General features: G+C 68.6%; 16 protein-coding genes. 10 read left to right on the top strand and 6 right to left on the bottom strand.

Going from position 1 to position 16,349, the window contains the following annotated elements; genetic code table 11:
• Positions 1–13: 13 nt before the first annotated feature.
• Together ABZ863_RS21205 and nhaA are read right to left on the bottom strand one after the other, a co-directional pair.
• Positions 14–529, bottom strand: coding sequence for a phage holin family protein (locus ABZ863_RS21205; RefSeq protein ID WP_358538230.1), 516 nt, complete (start codon positions 527–529; stop codon positions 14–16).
• A 12-nt stretch (positions 530–541) separates the two neighbouring features.
• Complete coding sequence (gene nhaA / locus ABZ863_RS21200; protein WP_358538228.1) at positions 542–1,756, bottom strand: Na+/H+ antiporter NhaA; 1,215 nt, start codon at positions 1,754–1,756, stop codon at positions 542–544.
• Between the two features lie 176 nt (positions 1,757–1,932).
• Here nhaA and ABZ863_RS21195 point away from each other — a divergent pair, with 176 nt between their 5' ends.
• Positions 1,933–3,396, top strand: coding sequence for a peptide MFS transporter (locus tag ABZ863_RS21195; protein WP_358538225.1), 1,464 nt, complete (start codon positions 1,933–1,935; stop codon positions 3,394–3,396).
• 10 nt (positions 3,397–3,406) lie between these two features.
• On the opposite strand, the gene ABZ863_RS21190 is transcribed toward ABZ863_RS21195, so the two are convergent.
• Positions 3,407–3,841, bottom strand: coding sequence for an SgcJ/EcaC family oxidoreductase (locus tag ABZ863_RS21190; RefSeq protein WP_358538223.1), 435 nt, complete (start codon positions 3,839–3,841; stop codon positions 3,407–3,409).
• 98 nt (positions 3,842–3,939) lie between these two features.
• Here ABZ863_RS21190 and ABZ863_RS21185 point away from each other — a divergent pair, with 98 nt between their 5' ends.
• Complete coding sequence (locus tag ABZ863_RS21185; protein ID WP_358538221.1) at positions 3,940–4,623, top strand: helix-turn-helix domain-containing protein; 684 nt, start codon at positions 3,940–3,942, stop codon at positions 4,621–4,623.
• Here the strand turns inward: ABZ863_RS21185 and ABZ863_RS21180 are convergent.
• Together ABZ863_RS21180 and ABZ863_RS21175 are read right to left on the bottom strand one after the other, a co-directional pair.
• Entirely contained in the window at positions 4,620–5,342 is a 723-nt protein-coding gene (locus tag ABZ863_RS21180) for a VIT family protein (protein WP_358538219.1), read from the bottom strand. The genes ABZ863_RS21185 and ABZ863_RS21180 overlap by 4 nt on opposite strands.
• Positions 5,343–5,429: 87 nt before the next feature.
• Entirely contained in the window at positions 5,430–5,867 is a 438-nt protein-coding gene (locus tag ABZ863_RS21175) for a DUF6319 family protein (RefSeq protein ID WP_358538217.1), read from the bottom strand.
• A gap of 488 nt (positions 5,868–6,355) precedes the next feature.
• Between ABZ863_RS21175 and ABZ863_RS21170 the strand changes: the two genes are divergently transcribed.
• Together ABZ863_RS21170 and ABZ863_RS21165 are read left to right on the top strand one after the other, a co-directional pair.
• Positions 6,356–7,162 (top strand): L,D-transpeptidase, encoded by an 807-nt coding sequence (locus tag ABZ863_RS21170; RefSeq protein WP_358538214.1) that lies wholly within the window; start codon positions 6,356–6,358, stop codon positions 7,160–7,162.
• An 80-nt stretch (positions 7,163–7,242) separates the two neighbouring features.
• A complete protein-coding gene (locus ABZ863_RS21165; protein ID WP_358538211.1) occupies positions 7,243–8,082 on the top strand; it encodes a choice-of-anchor P family protein in 840 nt (279 codons plus the stop codon).
• 81 nt (positions 8,083–8,163) lie between these two features.
• Here ABZ863_RS21165 and acs read toward each other — a convergent pair whose 3' ends face one another.
• Positions 8,164–10,155 carry an acetate--CoA ligase gene (gene acs, locus ABZ863_RS21160; protein ID WP_358538208.1) on the bottom strand — a complete coding sequence of 664 codons (1,992 nt, stop codon included), beginning with the start codon at positions 10,153–10,155 and terminating at the stop codon, positions 8,164–8,166.
• A gap of 210 nt (positions 10,156–10,365) precedes the next feature.
• Here acs and ABZ863_RS21155 point away from each other — a divergent pair, with 210 nt between their 5' ends.
• From ABZ863_RS21155 to ABZ863_RS21130, 6 genes are all read left to right on the top strand, one after another.
• Entirely contained in the window at positions 10,366–11,100 is a 735-nt protein-coding gene (locus ABZ863_RS21155) for an oxidoreductase (RefSeq protein WP_358538205.1), read from the top strand.
• Positions 11,101–11,206: 106 nt separating this feature from the next.
• A complete protein-coding gene (locus tag ABZ863_RS21150) occupies positions 11,207–12,223 on the top strand; it encodes an ABC transporter substrate-binding protein (RefSeq protein WP_358538202.1) in 1,017 nt (338 codons plus the stop codon).
• On the top strand, positions 12,220–13,194 hold the full coding sequence (locus tag ABZ863_RS21145; RefSeq protein WP_358538199.1) for a 5-formyltetrahydrofolate cyclo-ligase: 975 nt from the start codon (positions 12,220–12,222) through the stop codon (positions 13,192–13,194). Before ABZ863_RS21150 ends, ABZ863_RS21145 begins: the two co-directional genes overlap by 4 nt.
• Positions 13,184–13,933 (top strand): 5-formyltetrahydrofolate cyclo-ligase, encoded by a 750-nt coding sequence (locus ABZ863_RS21140; protein WP_358538196.1) that lies wholly within the window; start codon positions 13,184–13,186, stop codon positions 13,931–13,933. The genes ABZ863_RS21145 and ABZ863_RS21140 overlap by 11 nt, the downstream gene beginning before the upstream one ends.
• Positions 13,934–14,099: 166 nt before the next feature.
• The gene (locus ABZ863_RS21135; protein WP_358538193.1) at positions 14,100–14,876 is read left to right on the top strand and encodes an ABC transporter ATP-binding protein; all 777 of its coding nucleotides are present in this window, start codon (positions 14,100–14,102) and stop codon (positions 14,874–14,876) included.
• On the top strand, positions 14,873–16,349 hold a 1,477-nt coding region (locus tag ABZ863_RS21130), incomplete at its 3' end, for an ABC transporter permease subunit (protein WP_358538190.1). The genes ABZ863_RS21135 and ABZ863_RS21130, both read left to right, overlap by 4 nt.

The raw sequence follows: 16,349 nt of genomic DNA, 5'->3' as shown, positions 1-16,349 counted from the left end.
TGCGCCACTGTGGTCAGCGCTGCACCGGCGGGCCCGGCTCCGCAACGGCCGGCTCGGCCAGGCGCCGCGGGTTGAGGGCGGCGGCCGTCTCCTTCAGGCTGTCGATCGAGCGCTGTGGAGCCCTGACCTTCTTCCACTTCCGGTAGCCGAGGAAGCCGAACAGGCCTGCGCTGATCAGCATCAGCAGGAACACGATGCCGAACGCCGCCCAGCGCTGCAACCACTCGGACAGCAGCTCACCGAGGAAGAAAAAGAAGAAGAACGAGCTGTACAGCGCGATCACGCCGGCGACGGCGAAGAACAAGCTGCCCTTCGCTGCCTTCTTCGCCTCACCGACCGTTTCCGCCTTGACCAGCTCGACCTCGGCGCGGAACAGCGTCGAAAGGTGCTGCGTCGCGTCTTTGACGAGCGCACCGATCGACTGGGCGTCGGCCGTGGGTTCGTTGTCTTCGGACAGCGGGAGGTAGGGCACGGAACCCGCGCGATCACCGCCGACCGGATCGTTTTTGGGGCTGCTCACGGGCCTCATCGTGCCATGTGATCACTTAGCAGGCTCGGCAGGCGCGCCCCTGGCATGCACCTTGCCGCGCGCCAGCAGCAGCACGGCGGCGGTGAGCGAGGCGATCGCGGACGCGATCAGCACGGCCGTCTTGGCGAGCTCGGCTGCCTCGCCTTCCAGCGCGAGCTCGGCGATGAGCAGGCTCACCGTGAAGCCGACGGCGCCGAGCATCGACAGCGCGCCGAGATCCAGCCAGCTCAGCGAGCCGGGCAGCCTGGCCAGCCCCAGCCGGACGGCGAGGGCGCTCGCGCCCAGGATGCCCACTACCTTGCCCGCCAGGAGGCCGATGAGCACGGCGAGCGGGATGGCGTCACCGAACACCGCGGCGAGCGAGTCGCCGCTGATCGCGATGCCGGCGGCGAACAGCGCGAAGACGGGCACCGCCAGGCCGGCCGACCACGGCTGCAGCCGGTGCTCGAGGCGGACGGCGGGCGATTCGGCCTCGCCCTCGTCGGCACGGACGCGGGTGAGCAGGCCGAGCGCGACACCGGCGATCGTCGCGTGGATGCCCGCACCGTGCACGGCGCCCCACGCGATGAGGGCCAGCGGTACGTAGAGCCACCATGCGCGCACCCGCTTGTGCTGCAGGTAGGCGTAGAGCGCGAGCCCCGCCACCGCGATTCCGGCGGCGACGAGGCTGAAGGTCTCCGTGAACAACACCGCGATGACGACGATCGCACCGAGGTCGTCGACGACGGCCAGGGAGAGCAGGAAGACCCTGGCCGCGGTGGGCAGGCTCGAGGCGGTGAGGGCGAGCACCCCGAGCGCGAACGCGATGTCGGTCGCGACGGGGATCGCCCACGCGCGCTCGATGCCGGGCTCACCCCAGCCGATGCTGAGCGCGATGAGCGCAGGCGCGACCATGCCGCCGAACGCGGCGATGATCGGCAGCGCGGCGGCCTTGACGTTCGACAGCTCGCCGACCACCAGCTCGCGCTTGAGCTCGAGCCCCGCGACGAAGAAGAACAGCGCGAGCAGGCCGTCCTTCGCCCAGTCCCCAATGGACAGAGAAAGGTGCAGCGACTCCGGGCCGATGTGCAGATCGCGGATGTCCCGGTACACGTCGCCCAGTGGGGAGTTCGCCCACAGCAGCGCGATCGCCGTGGCGGCGAGCAGGATCATCCCGCCGGTGGTCTCGGTGCGCAGGAAGCGGGCGAACTCGGAAATGGCCACGGTGGGGCGGCGTTCGGTGCTCACGGGCGTCTCCAGGGGTCGGCGATTCGTCGACGCCGACCAGACTTCCCGGCACACCTACCATCGACCTTAGCTGCCGCGACGCATGACCCGAGAACCGGGCAGGTAGATCGTTTACCTACTGATAGCCTATCGCGTTGGTCGTTTTCGATCAGCGAGCACGTAGGGACCGATAGCCAGTGGAACCCACCGCCACCACACAGGCCAGCCAGGACACCCGGTTCTTCGGTCACCCGCGAGGGCTGGCGAATCTTTTCGGCGTCGAGATGTGGGAGCGCTTCTCCTTCTACGGCATGCTCGGCATCCTGCCGATCTATCTCTACTACTCGGTGGCCGATGGCGGGCTCGCGATGCCCAAGGCCACCGCGGTCGGCATCGTCGGCGCCTACGGCGGGCTCGTCTACCTCTCCACGATCGCCGGAGCGTGGATTGCCGACCGGCTGCTCGGACCGGAGCGCACCCTTTTCTACAGCGCCGTGCTCGTCATGATCGGGCACATCGCGCTCGCGTTGCTGCCCGGTGTGACCGGCATCGGTGTCGGCCTCGCCTGCGTCGCACTCGGTAGTGGCGGGCTCAAAGGCAACGCCACAGCGGTGGTCGGCACGCTCTATCGAGAAGGGGACGAGCGCCGCGACGCCGGTTTCACGCTTTTCTACATGGGGATCAACCTGGGCGCGTTCGCAGGCCCGCTGCTCACCGGGCTCGCGCAGTCCGAGGTCGGTTTCCACCTCGGGTTCGGGCTCGCTGCGATTGGTATGGCGATCGGCCTGATCCAGTACACCCTTGGCCGGAAGAACCTCGGCGAGCGGGCGAGTGTCGTGCCGAACCCGCTGCCGTCCTCCCGGTGGCCGCTGGCTGCCATGGTGCTCGCTGCGCTGGTGGCCGTGATCCTGCTGCTCGTGCTGTCCGGCGTGGTGACGTCGGCCAACCTGTCCGACGTCACGGTGTGGGTCATCGGCGCGGCATCGGTCGTCTACTTCGCGGTGATCCTGACCAGTCGGAAGATCACGCAGGTCGAACGCAGACGCGTGCTGTCGTTCATCCCGATGTTCATTGCCAGTGCTGCGTTCTTCTCCCTCTACCAGCAGCAGTTCACCGTGGTCACGGTGTACTCCGACGAACGGCTCAACCGGCACCTCTTCGGCTGGGAGATGCCGGTGTCCTGGGTGAACTCGGTGAACCCGGTGTTCATCATCGCGCTCGCGCCGATCTTCGCCGCACTGTGGACGAAGCTCGGCCCGCGCCAGCCGTCGACACCGATCAAGTTCGCGCTCGCCACGGTGCTGATGGGTTGCGCGTTCCTGCTGTTCCTGCCGATGGCGGGCGGCCACGGCAACACGAGTCCCGTGCTCGCGCTGGTCGGCGTCCTGCTGGTCTTCACGGTTGCCGAGTTGCTGCTCTCCCCGGTCGGCCTTTCGCTTTCCACCAAGCTCGCGCCGACGGCGTTCCGCACGCAGATGGTCGCGCTGAACTTCCTTTCGGTTGCGCTCGGCACCGCGCTGTCCGGCTCACTGGCGAAGTACTACAACGTCAATGCCGAAGCGGGTTACTTCGGCGTGGTCGGCGCCGTCGCGGTGGGCATCGGCCTGCTGATCGCCGCGGTGTCGCCGTTCGTGTCCAGGCTGATGAGCGGCGTGCGCTAAGTAGTTCTGATCAGGGTTCGATGATCGGGGTGGTCTGCGCGGAGGCGATGCGCCATGCGCCGTGGTCCTTGACCATGACGTAGGTGAGGCTGCCTTTTTCGGGAAGCCTTGCACCCGCGTCCTGTTTCAGTGCAGCGTCGCGCTTGTCTGATACGTGCTTGATGCAACTGACGATGGCGACGTCGGGGGTCGCGAAACGGATGTCCTCGATCTCGGTTCGTGTCAGTACGTGTGCCAACGGCGTGTCGAGTGCCCTTTTCATGTTGTGGTGGATGCTGTCCCTGCCGAACACCCGGCGTCCCGCGATGTTGACAACGAGCGAATCAGGGGCGTGCAGAGCAACGAACGGCTCGGGCTCGCTCTGGTACCGCTGCGCGTCCGCAACCACCTGCCGGATTGCCGTCGTGTCGTCATCTCGAATCGTGTCGTGAGCGCCGTGTTCCATGGTCTTTCTCCTTATGCGCATATCGGAGCAAAACGCTCCGTTTGAACACCAACCTACAATCGGAGTGATCCGCTCCGCAAGAGCTAAGATGATCGTCGATGACCGAGCACACCCGGAGAGCCCCTCGCCAAGCCGAGGCTGAACGCAACGACCGCGCCTTGCTGCAAGCCGCGCGAGAGGCGCTCGCGGCCGACGGGGCACATGCGTCGGTGGCCACGATCGCGGAGCGGGCGGGCGTCGGGATCGGGAGTCTGTATCGCCGCTACCGGAGCAAAGACGAGCTGTTCCAACGCCTGTGTGTAATCGCCCTCGAGGAGTACAGCGCCGCGGCCGAAGAAGGGCTCGCTCACGGTGACCCGTGGGAAGGTCTAGTGCATTACGCCATGGCCTCGATCGCGCGCGGCCCGGGCTCGCTTGCACCGATCGCCGGCACCATTACCGTCACCCCGGAAATGGCCGACAAGAACAAGCGTGCGGACGCGGCGGTCAAGGCACTGGTCGATCGCGCACACGCCGCGGGTGCGCTGCGGCCTGACGTCACCGCCGTGGACCTGGAACTGCTCATCGAACAGCTCGCCAAGTCGCCGCTACTCGACCAACTCAACAGGCAAGGGCGAACCGACCTGGCCGAAGCGGCCCTGAACGCCCGGACCCGCGTCACCGCCATCGCACTCGATGGCCTCCGCGCTCCGGCGCCGCACGTGCTGCCAGGAGACCCACCGGGATACGAGCTCTTCTCCGAACGGTGGACCAGTCCAGCCGATAGCGACCTCGTGCGCTAACTCGTTGTCACACCGAAGAGCAGGCCCACGAGGTAGGTCACGAGCATTGTCAGCGCACCGACGCCGACGTTGCGGGCGATGGCGTGGCCGGCGCGCGCGTTGCCGAGCCGCGCGCTCGTCCAGCCGGTGAGCGCGAGGCCGGCGATCACGGCGGCCACGCAGGCCCATATCCGTACCGGCGTGGGCGGCAGGATGATCGCGAGCAGTGGCAGCAGCGCGCCGGTCGTGAAGGCGACCATCGACGCGAACGCTGCCTGCAACGGGCTGGTGAGGTTCGCCGGATCGATGCCCAGCTCCGCTTCGGCGTGCGCCTGCAGCGCGTCGTTCGCGGTCAGCTCCTTGGCAACCCGGTTGGCCAGCTCGGGAGAGAGGCCCTTCGTCTCGTAGATCTCGGCGAGCTCGCGCTCCTCCGCCTCGGGCATCGTGTGCAGCTCGTGCGTCTCCAGCCGCAGCATCGCCCGCTCGGTGTCGCGCTGGGTGCTCACTGAGACGTACTCGCCGCCTGCCATCGACAGCGCGCCTGCGACCAGCCCGGCGATACCGGCGAGCATGAGCGCCGTGCGATCCGTCGTGGCACCGGCGACGCCGACCACGAGGCCTGCGACGGACACGATGCCGTCGTTGGCGCCGAGCACGCCTGCGCGCAGCCAGTTGAGCTTGCCGCTGAGGTCCTCGTGGTGCGGCTCACCGGTGTGCGGCGGCTGTGGTGCGTTCGTCACCGCCTCATTCAACAAGACGCAATGCCAGGTGAGGCAACGCAAACACTCCGGCGCGGGCGAGGCTGTCCGCGGCACGCCGGAATGGGGTCAGCGCTCCATTTCGGCGAGCGCCTGCTTGGCCTGCTCCAGCTGGGCTTCCAGCTCGGCGACCTTGGCCTGCTGCTGGTCCCGCGCGGCGTTGATGACCTCGTCGATCGGGGCGGAGAGGTCGGCGTGCAGTTCCTTCGCGGCCCGCGAGACCGCGGACGCCGGGATGTCCAGACCACGAGCGACCCACTTGCTGCCGTGCTTGAGCTCGGCCTGCCAGTCGCCGTCGGCGGTGCCGGTGACCGTGAGGGTCAGCTCGACAGTGCGGGTCTTGCGTGCGGCGGTGCCCTTGGGGCGGCCCCGCTTCGGCTTGCCCTCCTCGCCGGCTTCCGCAGCCGGTTCCTGCTCGGCGGCTTCCGCCAGTGGTGCCTCTTCGGTGACAGCCGCGCCGGCGAAATCCACCTGCGCGTCCGGAGTGATCGAAGTGTCCAAGCTCATGCGGGTGTCTCCCTGTCGGTGACGTCCGGCTACGACGACCGCCAATTGTAGAACACACGTTCGACAAAGGTCGGCGCGGGGTCGTGGTGTTTCTCGTGCGACGGCGATTGTTCCCGGCTGTCGGGACGGCTGACTATGTGGCCCTTCTCGCACTTTCAGGTGGGGGAATCCACGACCGAATGATCACTATCCGGGGGCTCTTCTCCGGAGCGTCACGACTATGCGCTGAACCGGAGGTTGCCTGGAGTGATTCGAAGTAACACGATCGTGTGATCCACTCCCGAGGCGCTGGCCTGCGCAAACGCGATGTTTGCCCAGTTGTGGGGCTCGCAGTGAGAAAGCAACGAGTTTGATCGCGGGTTCTTAACGGGTTAACAATGCGAATCATCTCGTGCGCAGTCAGTAGTTGTTGCTGTGCTCGTCGGCGCAGGCGTCGGGGTCTCCGCCTGCGCGCTACCCGTGTCCCTACTGCTTCAGGACAGTGATCGATGGATAGACGTGGCACCTTCCGCCTGCGCGGGAGGATTCGGTCGGCAAGGCTCGTTGCGGCTGGGAGTGCGGCGCTGCTGGCGCTGCTCGTCTCCGGATGTAGTGGCAGCGAGGAGCCGCAGGCCGTCGAGCCCGTGGCCGTCAGCCAGGAGGACCTGACCACCCTGCCCGACGCCACGACATTCGGCGACCTCGCGGGTGCGCCACTGGACCCGGGTGCCGAGAGCACCGGCAAGGTGCTGCACCCGAAGCAGGACCTGGTCGTCTACAAGTCCGTCAACGGCGAGCCGTTCGCGAAGCTGCCCTCGCGGCAGATGGGTTCGCCGACCTGGGTGCCCGTGATCGCCGAGCAGGAAGGCTGGGCGCAGATCCTGCTGCCGAGCCGCCCCAACGGGGCCAGCGGCTGGGTGCACACCGGCAGTGAGGTGGAAACGGCGCAGAACGATTTCGTGGTTACGGTCAACCGCGACGCGTTCGAACTCGAAATCACCGAGAACGGCCAGTCTCTCGGTAAATGGACAATCGGCATCGGTAAGGCGCAGTATCCGACGCCGAAGGGGCGTGCCTACATCATCGCCTCCATCGCGGAGACGGTGAACACCTACAGCCCCATCGTGCTTCCGCTGAGCTATCACTCGGACTCGCACGAAACATTCGGCGGTGGCCCAGGCACCGTCGGCATTCACACCTGGCCCGACGACAGTTTCGTTGGGCAGGCGAACAGTGACGGGTGCATCAGGGTGACGAAAGAGGCCCTCGACGAGCTCGTCAAGCTTCCGCTCGGCACGATCGTCAACATCGTCTGATTTCTCGATCGGAAGCAATTCAGCACTGGAAAGAACCGCTGAACGCGGTAATTGCTCGCAATACCTCGAAAGGTAGTTCATTGTCTAGAAAGTCTCTGGCCGTGTGTGGTGTCGGTGCGGCTTCCGCCGTCATGGCAGCCGGCCTGGTGTTCGCTCCCGCGGCTGCGGCCCAGGAGGAGCCCACGAACTCGGCGTACGCGATCGCCGCCACGGGTCTGCTCACGATCGACCCGACCCCCTACGTGGACGACTCGAACGGCGCCGCGGAGCAGTCGCTCGCCTCGCTGAACCTCCCCGGCAACCTGGTCGGGCTCGACCTGCTCAACGCACGCGCCGGTGAGGGCTACGCCAAGGCCAGCGTGGCGGACCTGCGGGTCGACGTCAGCTCGCTGGGCCAGCTCGGGCTGACCGAGCCGCTCGTGTCCGCCCAGGCCATCGAGGCCTCCTGCGAGGACGGCGTCGCCACCTCGTCGCTGGCCAGGGTCGCGGTCGCCGGTGTCACCGTCGACGTGACGGCGCCGCCGAACACCGGCATTGACATCCCCGGCCTCGCCTCGGTGCTGCTCAACAAGCAGGTCACCAACCCGGACGGCTCGGTGACGGTGACCGCGTTGTCGGTCAAGGTCAGCGAGCTGCAGACGCTCGACATCGCGTCGGCGACCTGTGCCCCGGCTGAGGACGATGACGACGACAACGGTGGCGGCACGCCGACCACCACCGCTCCGCCCACGACGACCCCCGGCAACGGTGGCGACGACGACGGTGACAACGGCGGTGACAACGGGGGCGACGACAACGGCTCCGGTACCGACAACGGCTCCGGTGGCAACAACAACGGCGGCTCGGGCACCCAGGCCGACGCGAACGGCAAGGCCCCGGTGCCGACCCCGGTCGCGGCCCACCTGGACGTGACCGGCTGATCGTCTGACCGGCAACGGCCACAAGAAATGCGGCCTTCACCCCGCCCGGGGTGAAGGCCGCATTTCTTTGCAGGCCGGGTGTCAGTCCTCGTCGCCGCGCGACTTCAGGCCGCTGGCGATGAGGTCCATGACTGAGCCGTCGGCCAGCGTGGTGACGTCACCGATCTGCCGGTTCTCCGCGACGTCCCGCAGCAGGCGGCGCATGATCTTGCCGGATCGGGTCTTCGGCAGTTCGGGCACCATCATGATCTGCCGTGGCTTGGCGATCGGCCCGATCTCCTTGGCGACGTGGTCCCGCAGGGCCTGGATGGCTTCCTCGCCGTGGGCCTGGTCCTCCGCGACGCCGCCACGCAGGATGACGAACGCGACGATGCCCTGGCCCGTTGTCGGGTCGGTCGCGCCGACCACGGCGGCCTCGGCGACCGTCGGGTGCGACACCAGCGCCGACTCCACCTCGGTGGTCGAGATGCGGTGACCGGAGACGTTCATGACGTCGTCCACCCTGCCGAGCAGCCAGATGTCGCCATCGTTGTCGTACTTCGCCCCGTCACCGGCGAAGTAGAAGCCCTGCTCCGCGAACCGCGACCAGTAGGTCTCCCGGTAGCGCTCGTCGTCGCCCCAGATCCCGCGCAGCATCGCCGGCCAAGGCTTGTCCAGCACCAGGTAACCGCCACCGCCCTTGCCGACCTCGTTGCCCTGGTCGTCGACGACCTTGCCCGAGATGCCGGGCAGCGGGCGCTGTGCCGAGCCGGGCTTGGTGCTGGTGACGCCAGGCAGCGGGGAGATCATGATCGCCCCGGTCTCGGTCTGCCACCAGGTGTCGACGATCGGGCAGCCGTTGGCGCCGATGTTCTCCCGGTACCACATCCACGCCTCCGGGTTGATCGGCTCACCGACGGAACCGAGCACCCGCAGCGACGACAGATCGAACTTGGCGGGGATGTCGGCGCCCCACTTCATGAACGTGCGGATCAGCGTGGGCGCCGTGTAGTAGATGGAGACCTTGTGGTTCTGCACGATCTCCCAGTGCCTGCCCTCGTGCGGGGTGTTCGGCGTGCCCTCGTACACGACCTGGGTCGCGCGGTTGGCAAGCGGCCCGTAGACAATGTAGGAGTGCCCGGTGACCCAGCCGATGTCGGCGGTGCACCAGTAGACGTCCTCACCTGGCTTGTGGTCGAACACCACGTCGTGGGTGTAGGCCACCTGCGTCAGGTAGCCACCCGAGGTGTGCAGGATGCCCTTCGGCTTCCCGGTGGTCCCTGAGGTGTACAGGATGTAGAGCGGGTGCTCTGAGTCGAACGCCTCGGGCGTGTGGTGGTCGGGCTGGCTGTCGACGAGTTCGTGCCACCACAGGTCACGGCCTTCGGACCACGGCACGTCGCCGTCGAGGTTGCCTGCGGTGCGCCGCACCACGATGACCTTCTCGACGGTCTCGGCCCCGGCGAGTGCCTCGTCCACGTTCGCCTTCATCGCCACGGCCTTGCCGCGGCGGAACTGCCCGTCGGAGGTGATGACGATCTTGGCCTCGGCGTCGTCGACCCGCTGCCGCAGCGCCGTTGGCGAGAACCCGCCGAAGACGACGCTGTGTGTGGCGCCGATGCGGGCGCAGGCCAGCATCGCGACGATCGCCTCGGGGATCATCGGAAGCTGGATGGCGACGCGGTCATGCGCGGTCACCCCGAGCGACACCAGCGCGTTCGCGGCCTTCGAGACCTCCCGCTGCAGCTCGGCGTAGGTGATGTCGCGGCTGTCGCCCGGCTCCCCGACCCAGTGGATGGCCACCTGGTCGCCGTGCCCGGCCTCGACGTGCCTGTCGACACAGTTGTAGGCCACGTTGAGCTTGCCGCCCACGAACCATTTGGCGAACGGCGCCTGCGACCAATCGAGCACCTGCGTCCACTTGGTGTCCCAGTGCAGGCGCTCGGCCTGCCGGGCCCAGAACGCCTCCCGGTCGGTGTCGGCTTCGGCGTACCAGTCGGCGGTCGCGTTGGCCTCCGCGGCGAATTCCTCACTCGGTGGGAAGGTACGGCTCTCGGTCAGCAGGTTAGCGAGTGCCGGCGACTGCTCTGTCATTGTGCAAGGCCCTCCTGGAAGGCGAATGGGCTACGTCCGCGGTGACGGATACGACGTTAGTACGGCACCTAAAAGGTTGCAGCCAGGTCGGGGAGGCGACAAGCACGACACGACGAGCGGCTGACGAGCGGTCGGACACAGGCGAATAGGCTCGCCGTACCGGCGGTCGGACCCGCCGGTGACCAACCGGAAGGGTCAGGTTCTCGACTCATGGCCGACGTGCTGGCGCCGCTGCTGGAACTCGACGGGGTCGCCGCGGCGGCGAAGACCGCGCAGGACGCCGTGTTCGCTGTGCACCGGCATCGTGCCAACCTGCGTGGTGGCTCGGCGACCGCCGCGGAGGCGTCGGTCCGCGCCGCACGGGCGTCGGCGGGTGTCGAGGGCGCAGATCCGGAACTGCCTGCCGAGGGCGCGGTCACGGATCCGGTGCTGGCCGGAGCCCTTCGTGCCGCACAGGCCACCGAGGCGCTGCTGCCGACCTGGCGCAGGGCGCCGCTGCAGGCACTCGCGCGGCTGCACGTCCTCGCCGCGGCCGATCTGGTCACCGAGCCTGACGAGCTGGGCCGCCCACGGGCTGTCGAGGACATCACGGCCCGGCTGGAGCTGCTCGCCCAGCTCGTCACCGGTGCGACGGCGGTGCCGGGCCCGGTGCTGGTGGCGGTGGTGCACGGCGAGCTGCTGGCACTGCGGCCGTTCGGTTCCGCCGACGGCGTGGTCGCCAGAGCGGCCGCGCGGCTCACCATGCTCGCGACGGGGCTCGATCCCAAGGCACTGACGGTGCCGGAGGTGACGTACTTCCGGCACGTGCGGCGTTACCGCGCGGCTGCGGAGTCGTTCGCCACCGGGCAGGCCGATGGGGTGCGGGAGTGGCTGCTGTTCTCGTGCGAGGCGTTGCAGGCCGGGGCCCGCGAGGCCAGGAGCATTGCCGACGCCGCGTCGGCGTGAGCAACGGTTCAAACGTCTATACGTTTACACCGCTGCAATACGGCGGCGTGTGATCGTCACATCGGCGGCGCACTGTGGGCTCACCCCGAGCGAGTCCAGGAGCGCCATGTACACACCCAACCGCCGTGCCTTTCTGCGAAACTCCGTGCGTGCCGCCGCCGTCGTCGGCGCGGGAGCCGGGCTGACCGGGATGCTCGCGAGCTGCGGTTCGCCCGGCGCGGCCTCCAGTGGCAGCGATCCGAAGGCGATCACTCTGCAGTCGGCGTGGATCAACGACGCCGAGTTCATGGGCTACTACATCGCCAAGGACGAGGGCTACTACCAGCGCGCCGGCATCGACTTCACCTACCTGTCCGGCGGTCCGAGCGTCATCCCGGAGAGCACGCTGCTCGCCGGCCGTGCCGACGTCGCGCTCACCACGCCAGACACCACGATCAAGGCCATCGCCGAGCAGAACGCGCCCTTCGTGATCATCGGCGCGCAGTACCAGAAGAACCCGCTCGGCGTCGTCAGCCTCGAGGGCAACGGCATCACGAAGCCGCAGGACCTCGTCGGCAAGCGGCTCGCCGTGCCGGACGTCAACCGGCTCGCTGTCGAGGCGATGTTCAAGATCAACGACATCCCGGTCGACGACGTGCGCATCGTGCCCTACGCCTACGACCCAACACCGTTGCTCAAGGGCGAGGTCGACGCCACGGTCGACTTCACCGTCAATATTCCTTACACGATCAGGCAAGCCGGCGGTGAGCCCACGTCGTTCCTGCTCTACGACGTCGGGTTCAAGATCTTCAACGACACGGTCGTGGTCACCCGCGATGTGTTGCAGAACAAGCGCGAGACACTCGTCGCGTGGCTGCGGGCCAGCCGCGAGGGGTGGCAACGCAACTTCGCCGACCCGACGGCGTTCCCGCCGCGCTACGCCGACAGCTGGTTCAAGGGCACTGGCCGCACCATCGACAACGAGATCTACTTCAACGAGCACAGCAAGCCACTCATCGAAGCAGGCGGCGGCGTTTTCGCCATGTCGGAGCAGGCGATCGCCGACTGCGTGGACTCACTGAAGCAGCTCGGCCTGGCAGCGACCCCTGAGATGTTCGACGCCTCCCTCATCGCCGAGCTATGAGCGCACCCCGTTCCCAGCTCGCCCGGCATGCCGGAGCGCCGCCGATCTACCAGCAGATCGCCGTCGCGCTCCGGGAGCTGGCACTGGCCCACCCGTGGGGTGACGACCAGCCGCTGCCGCCGGAGGGGCAGCTCATGGAGCGCTTCGGTGCGAGCCGGGGCACCGTGCGCAGAGCGACCGAGGAGCTCGTCCGCGCTGGGCTGCTACGTGCGGAACCCGGGCGGGGGACGTTCGTGGACCGGCGCACCCAGGTGCGGCTGGTCATCCACGACGCGCTCGCCGGCATCGCGCTGCCGGACAGCCGCTGGCATCTGGACGTCGATGCGTTCGTCCCCGATTTCGCCGGTTCGGCGCGCTGCCACGAGCTTCTGCGCGAGCTGCCCGCCTATCACGCCGCAGCCACCGTGTTCATCACGCCGGACAACAGCCTCGAACGGCTCCGCGCGCTTGCCCTCGACGACGGCAAGACCGTGCTGGTGCCGACGTTCGGCATGCGCAGGGGCATCGTCGCGCTCCGCCCGGACGCCGTGCCGCCCGCCGACAGGGAGCTCGCGGCAACGCTCGACGGCCTCGAACGCAAGGGGCAGCGCCTGACACTGGCGCAGCTCACCGACATCGGCGGTGTCGACCTGCTCGTCACCGGTGCCATGGCGGTGACCAGCCAGGGCGTGCACATCGGCGGCGGTCAGGCCTATCTCGACCTGGAGTGGGGCATTCTCACCGAACTCGGGCTGGCCGGGCAGGCCACCACGGTCGCCGCCGTGGTCCACCCGGTGCAGGTCGTCGACGCGCCATTGCGCCCGCAGCGGTTCGACCTGCCGCTCGACACGATCGTCACCCCGGACGGTGTGCTCGACACCGGTGCCGCCTTCCCCCGCCCGCACGGGATCACGTGGCAGGCACTGCGCCCTGACCTCGTGAACACCATCGCCTACCTCGCCGAAATGGAGCACCAGCATCATGCGCGCTGACGGCACGCAGCAGCACCGGGAACGCATCTGGGCGGCACTGCGCCGGGTCGGCAGGCCGGATTCCCGGTTCCACTGGGACTTCTCGTCCTTCATCGCCGACTTCGCCGGCAGCGACGCCGCGACCGCGCGCATCCTCCAGCTGCCTGCCTGGCAGCAGGCCGAGCGGGTGTTCATCACCCCGGACAACTCCACCGAACTGCTCCGCAGGGAAGCGATCAGGGCCGGCAAGACGGTGCTCGCGACCACCTACGGCATCCGGCGTGGCTTCCTCCAGCTCGATCCAGCCGACGTGCCGCCGCACGAGGTCAGCTACGCCGCCACACTCGACGGCCTCGACCGCTACGCCACCCCCACGCCGCTGGCCCGGCTGCGCGGCGGTGAACCGCTGCGGCTCCTGGTCACCGGCGGCTCCGCGATCAGCCGCAACGGCATTCGCTTCGGCAAGGGGCACGGGTACTTCGACCTGGAGTGGGCGATGCTGTCGGAGATCGGGCTGACCACCGGCGAGTCCGAGATCGTCGACATCGTGCACGACGCGCAGGTCGTCGACGAGGTGCTCACCGGCGAGCCGCACGACGTCCCTGTCGACTGGATCGTCACGCCAACGCGGACCATCCACGTGCCCGACCACGGCCGCGAACCGGGACGCGTTCGGTGGGAGCTGTTGCCAGGTACCGAGCACGAGCACCTGCCGCCCATCGAGGAGCTCAGGGGGCTGCTCGCCGAGGAGGCGCACTGATGAGCGGTGCTGTGTCAAGCCGCGGCAGTCAAGGTGACCACAACGCGCGCGCAGTGCCGTCAGGCCCGCTATCGGGGCGGCGGGGCGCCATTGAGGATGACGGGACCCGCGCTCGTCAGGAGCGCCCTGTCGACACGATCGCGTTCGCGCGCGAGCTGGCGAAGGCATGAGCGGTATCCACCTGAGCGGGGTATCCCATCGCTACCGCGCCAAAGGGCAGGAGGTGCACGCGCTCGACGGCATCGAGCTCGAACTGCCCGCTTCGTCGTTCACCGCGGTCATCGGGGCATCGGGCTGTGGCAAGTCGACCCTGCTGCGGCTGCTCGCCGATCTCGAGCACCCGACGGAAGGCACCGTGACTGTGCACGGCGATGCGCCCGCGTCGTTGCGCAAGCGCGGGCGCATCGGGGTGGCTTTCCAGGACGCATCGCTGCTGCCGTGGCGCGATGTGCGCCGCAACATCGCGTTGACCCTGCAGGCGTCGGGACGTAAACCGTCCCGCGAGGCCATCGACCGTCTCATCGCGCTGGTCGGGCTCACCGGGTTCGAACGCAGCCTGCCCGGGCAGCTCTCCGGTGGTATGCGCCAGCGCGTTGCCATCGCGCGTGCGCTGGCGATCGAGCCGGACCTGCTGCTGCTCGACGAGCCGTTCGGCGCGCTCGACGAACTGTTGCGCACCAGCATGAACGCCGAGCTGCAGCGGATCTGGCTGCGGCACCGGCACACCACCGTCATGGTCACGCACTCGATCTCCGAGGCGGTGTTCCTCGCCGATCAGGTCGTGGTGATGAGCCCGCGGCCAGGCCGGGTCACCGCGGTCGTGCACGTGCCGTTCGAGCGGCCCCGCGCCCCGGATCTCCTGCGCAGCACGGAGTTCCACTCGCTGTGCGACGAGCTGTCGGAACTGCTGGCCGCGCCGGCGAGCGCGGGAGCGGTGCCGTGACCCTCCGGCGGAGGGTGCTCGACGTCGTGCTGGCCGGGCTGGTCGTCGCGCTGCTGTGGGAGGTCGTCGGCAGGCTCGGGCTCATCGCCGGTGGCGCCTTTCCCGCGTTGTCGGCGATCGGGCAGAGCCTCGCGGCCGACTGGGCCGACTATCCGCCGCACCTGCTGGCCACCCTGCGCGTGGCCGGGATCGGCTTCGTCGCGGGCAACACGGTTGCCGTGCTGCTGGCCGTGCTCTTCGCGCTGGTGCCCGTGCTGGAGCGGGTCAGTCGCACTCTGCTGGTGACCCTGTTCTGCCTGCCGATCGTGGTCGTGGCGCCGATTCTCGGCGTCGCGTACGACGGTGACCAGCCGAAGATCATTCTGGCCGCGTTGTCGGTGTTCTTCCCGACCACGGTGTCCACCCTCGTCGGGCTACGTTCGGCGCCGGAGGGCGCACTCGCGGTCGTGCGCTCGGCGGGCGGCGGCCGGGTGCGGCAGTTGTGGCTCGTGCGGCTGCGCGCCGGGTTGCCGGGGTTGCTGGCCGGCTTCCAGGTCGCCGCGCCCGGCGCGCTGCTCGGCGCCATCCTCGGTGAGTTCCTCGGTGGGAGCACCGGGCTCGGCGTTTACCTGCTCGGTTCCATGGGCCGCGGCGAACCGGCGAAACTGTGGGCCATCGGGCTCGTGGCGACCACGGTGTGCGCCATCGGGTACGGGCTGTTCGCGGCGCTGCGCCGCTCGCTCAGGGGCACCGGCGAGCAGCTGGCCGTCGTGTCGCCGGACATGCTGGGCCGCGCAGGCGGTGGGCGCGCGGGCAGGGTAGCGGTGCTGCTCGCCGGGCTCGGCGTCGTGCTGCTCGCCTGGTACGCGTTCCTGTGGTCGACGGGCCTGCCCCGTCCGGTCGTCAACTCGCCGGTGGACCTCGTCGAGGGCCTCACTTCCTCGCCTGCCGCCGCGACCGCCCGCGAGCGCCTGCTGACCGGTCTGGGGGAGAGCCTGCCGGTCGCACTGCTCGGCGTGGTCGCGGGGCTGCTGGTCGCGTTGCTGCTCGCCGTGGCACTGAGCCAGTTCCCCGCCGTCGCGAGCACGGTGCTGCCGTTCGCGTTCGTCAGCCAGACCATGCCGCTGGTGGCGCTCACCCCGCTGCTGGCGCTGATCTTCGGCAGGGGGACGCTCACCACCGTCGTCGTGACGATCTCGGTGACGTTCTTCCCCAGTTTCGTGACGATCACCCAGGGCATCGCGGCCACACCGAAGGGTGCACTCGACGTGCTCAGGTCCGTCGACGCCGGGCGGTGGACGGTGCTGCGGATGGTGACGCTGCCACACGCGATGCCGCACCTGTTCGCCTCCGCGCGGCTGGCGGTGCCGAGGGCGCTGCTCGGCGTGGTCCTGGCCGAACAGCTGATCACCGGCACCGGGCTCGGCGGCGTGCTCGGCGAGTCCCGCGGCTACCTCGACTACCAGATGATGTGGACCATAGCGGCGGTGGTGG

Source organism: Saccharomonospora sp. NPDC046836, assembly GCF_040645195.1.
Taxonomy (GTDB): Bacteria; Actinomycetota; Actinomycetes; order Mycobacteriales; family Pseudonocardiaceae; genus Prauserella_A.
Note: the sequence above shows the minus strand (reverse complement) of the source record. Positions and strands in the feature narration are given on the sequence as shown.

Bases quoted from the DNA above. Each gene is read 5' to 3' on its own strand.
- ABZ863_RS21205 (WP_358538230.1), bottom strand. From the start codon at position 529: ATGAGGCCCGTGAGCAGCCCCAAAAACGATCCGGTCGGCGGTGATCGC.
- ABZ863_RS21190 (WP_358538223.1), bottom strand. From the start codon at position 3,841: ATGGAACACGGCGCTCACGACACGATTCGAGATGACGACACGACGGCA.
- ABZ863_RS21185 (WP_358538221.1), top strand. From the start codon at position 3,940: ATGACCGAGCACACCCGGAGAGCCCCTCGCCAAGCCGAGGCTGAACGC.
- ABZ863_RS21175 (WP_358538217.1), bottom strand. From the start codon at position 5,867: ATGAGCTTGGACACTTCGATCACTCCGGACGCGCAGGTGGATTTCGCC.
- ABZ863_RS21170 (WP_358538214.1), top strand. From the start codon at position 6,356: ATGGATAGACGTGGCACCTTCCGCCTGCGCGGGAGGATTCGGTCGGCA.
- acs (WP_358538208.1), bottom strand. From the start codon at position 10,155: ATGACAGAGCAGTCGCCGGCACTCGCTAACCTGCTGACCGAGAGCCGT.
- ABZ863_RS21155 (WP_358538205.1), top strand. From the start codon at position 10,366: ATGGCCGACGTGCTGGCGCCGCTGCTGGAACTCGACGGGGTCGCCGCG.
- ABZ863_RS21150 (WP_358538202.1), top strand. From the start codon at position 11,207: ATGTACACACCCAACCGCCGTGCCTTTCTGCGAAACTCCGTGCGTGCC.
- ABZ863_RS21145 (WP_358538199.1), top strand. From the start codon at position 12,220: ATGAGCGCACCCCGTTCCCAGCTCGCCCGGCATGCCGGAGCGCCGCCG.
- ABZ863_RS21140 (WP_358538196.1), top strand. From the start codon at position 13,184: ATGCGCGCTGACGGCACGCAGCAGCACCGGGAACGCATCTGGGCGGCA.
- ABZ863_RS21135 (WP_358538193.1), top strand. From the start codon at position 14,100: ATGAGCGGTATCCACCTGAGCGGGGTATCCCATCGCTACCGCGCCAAA.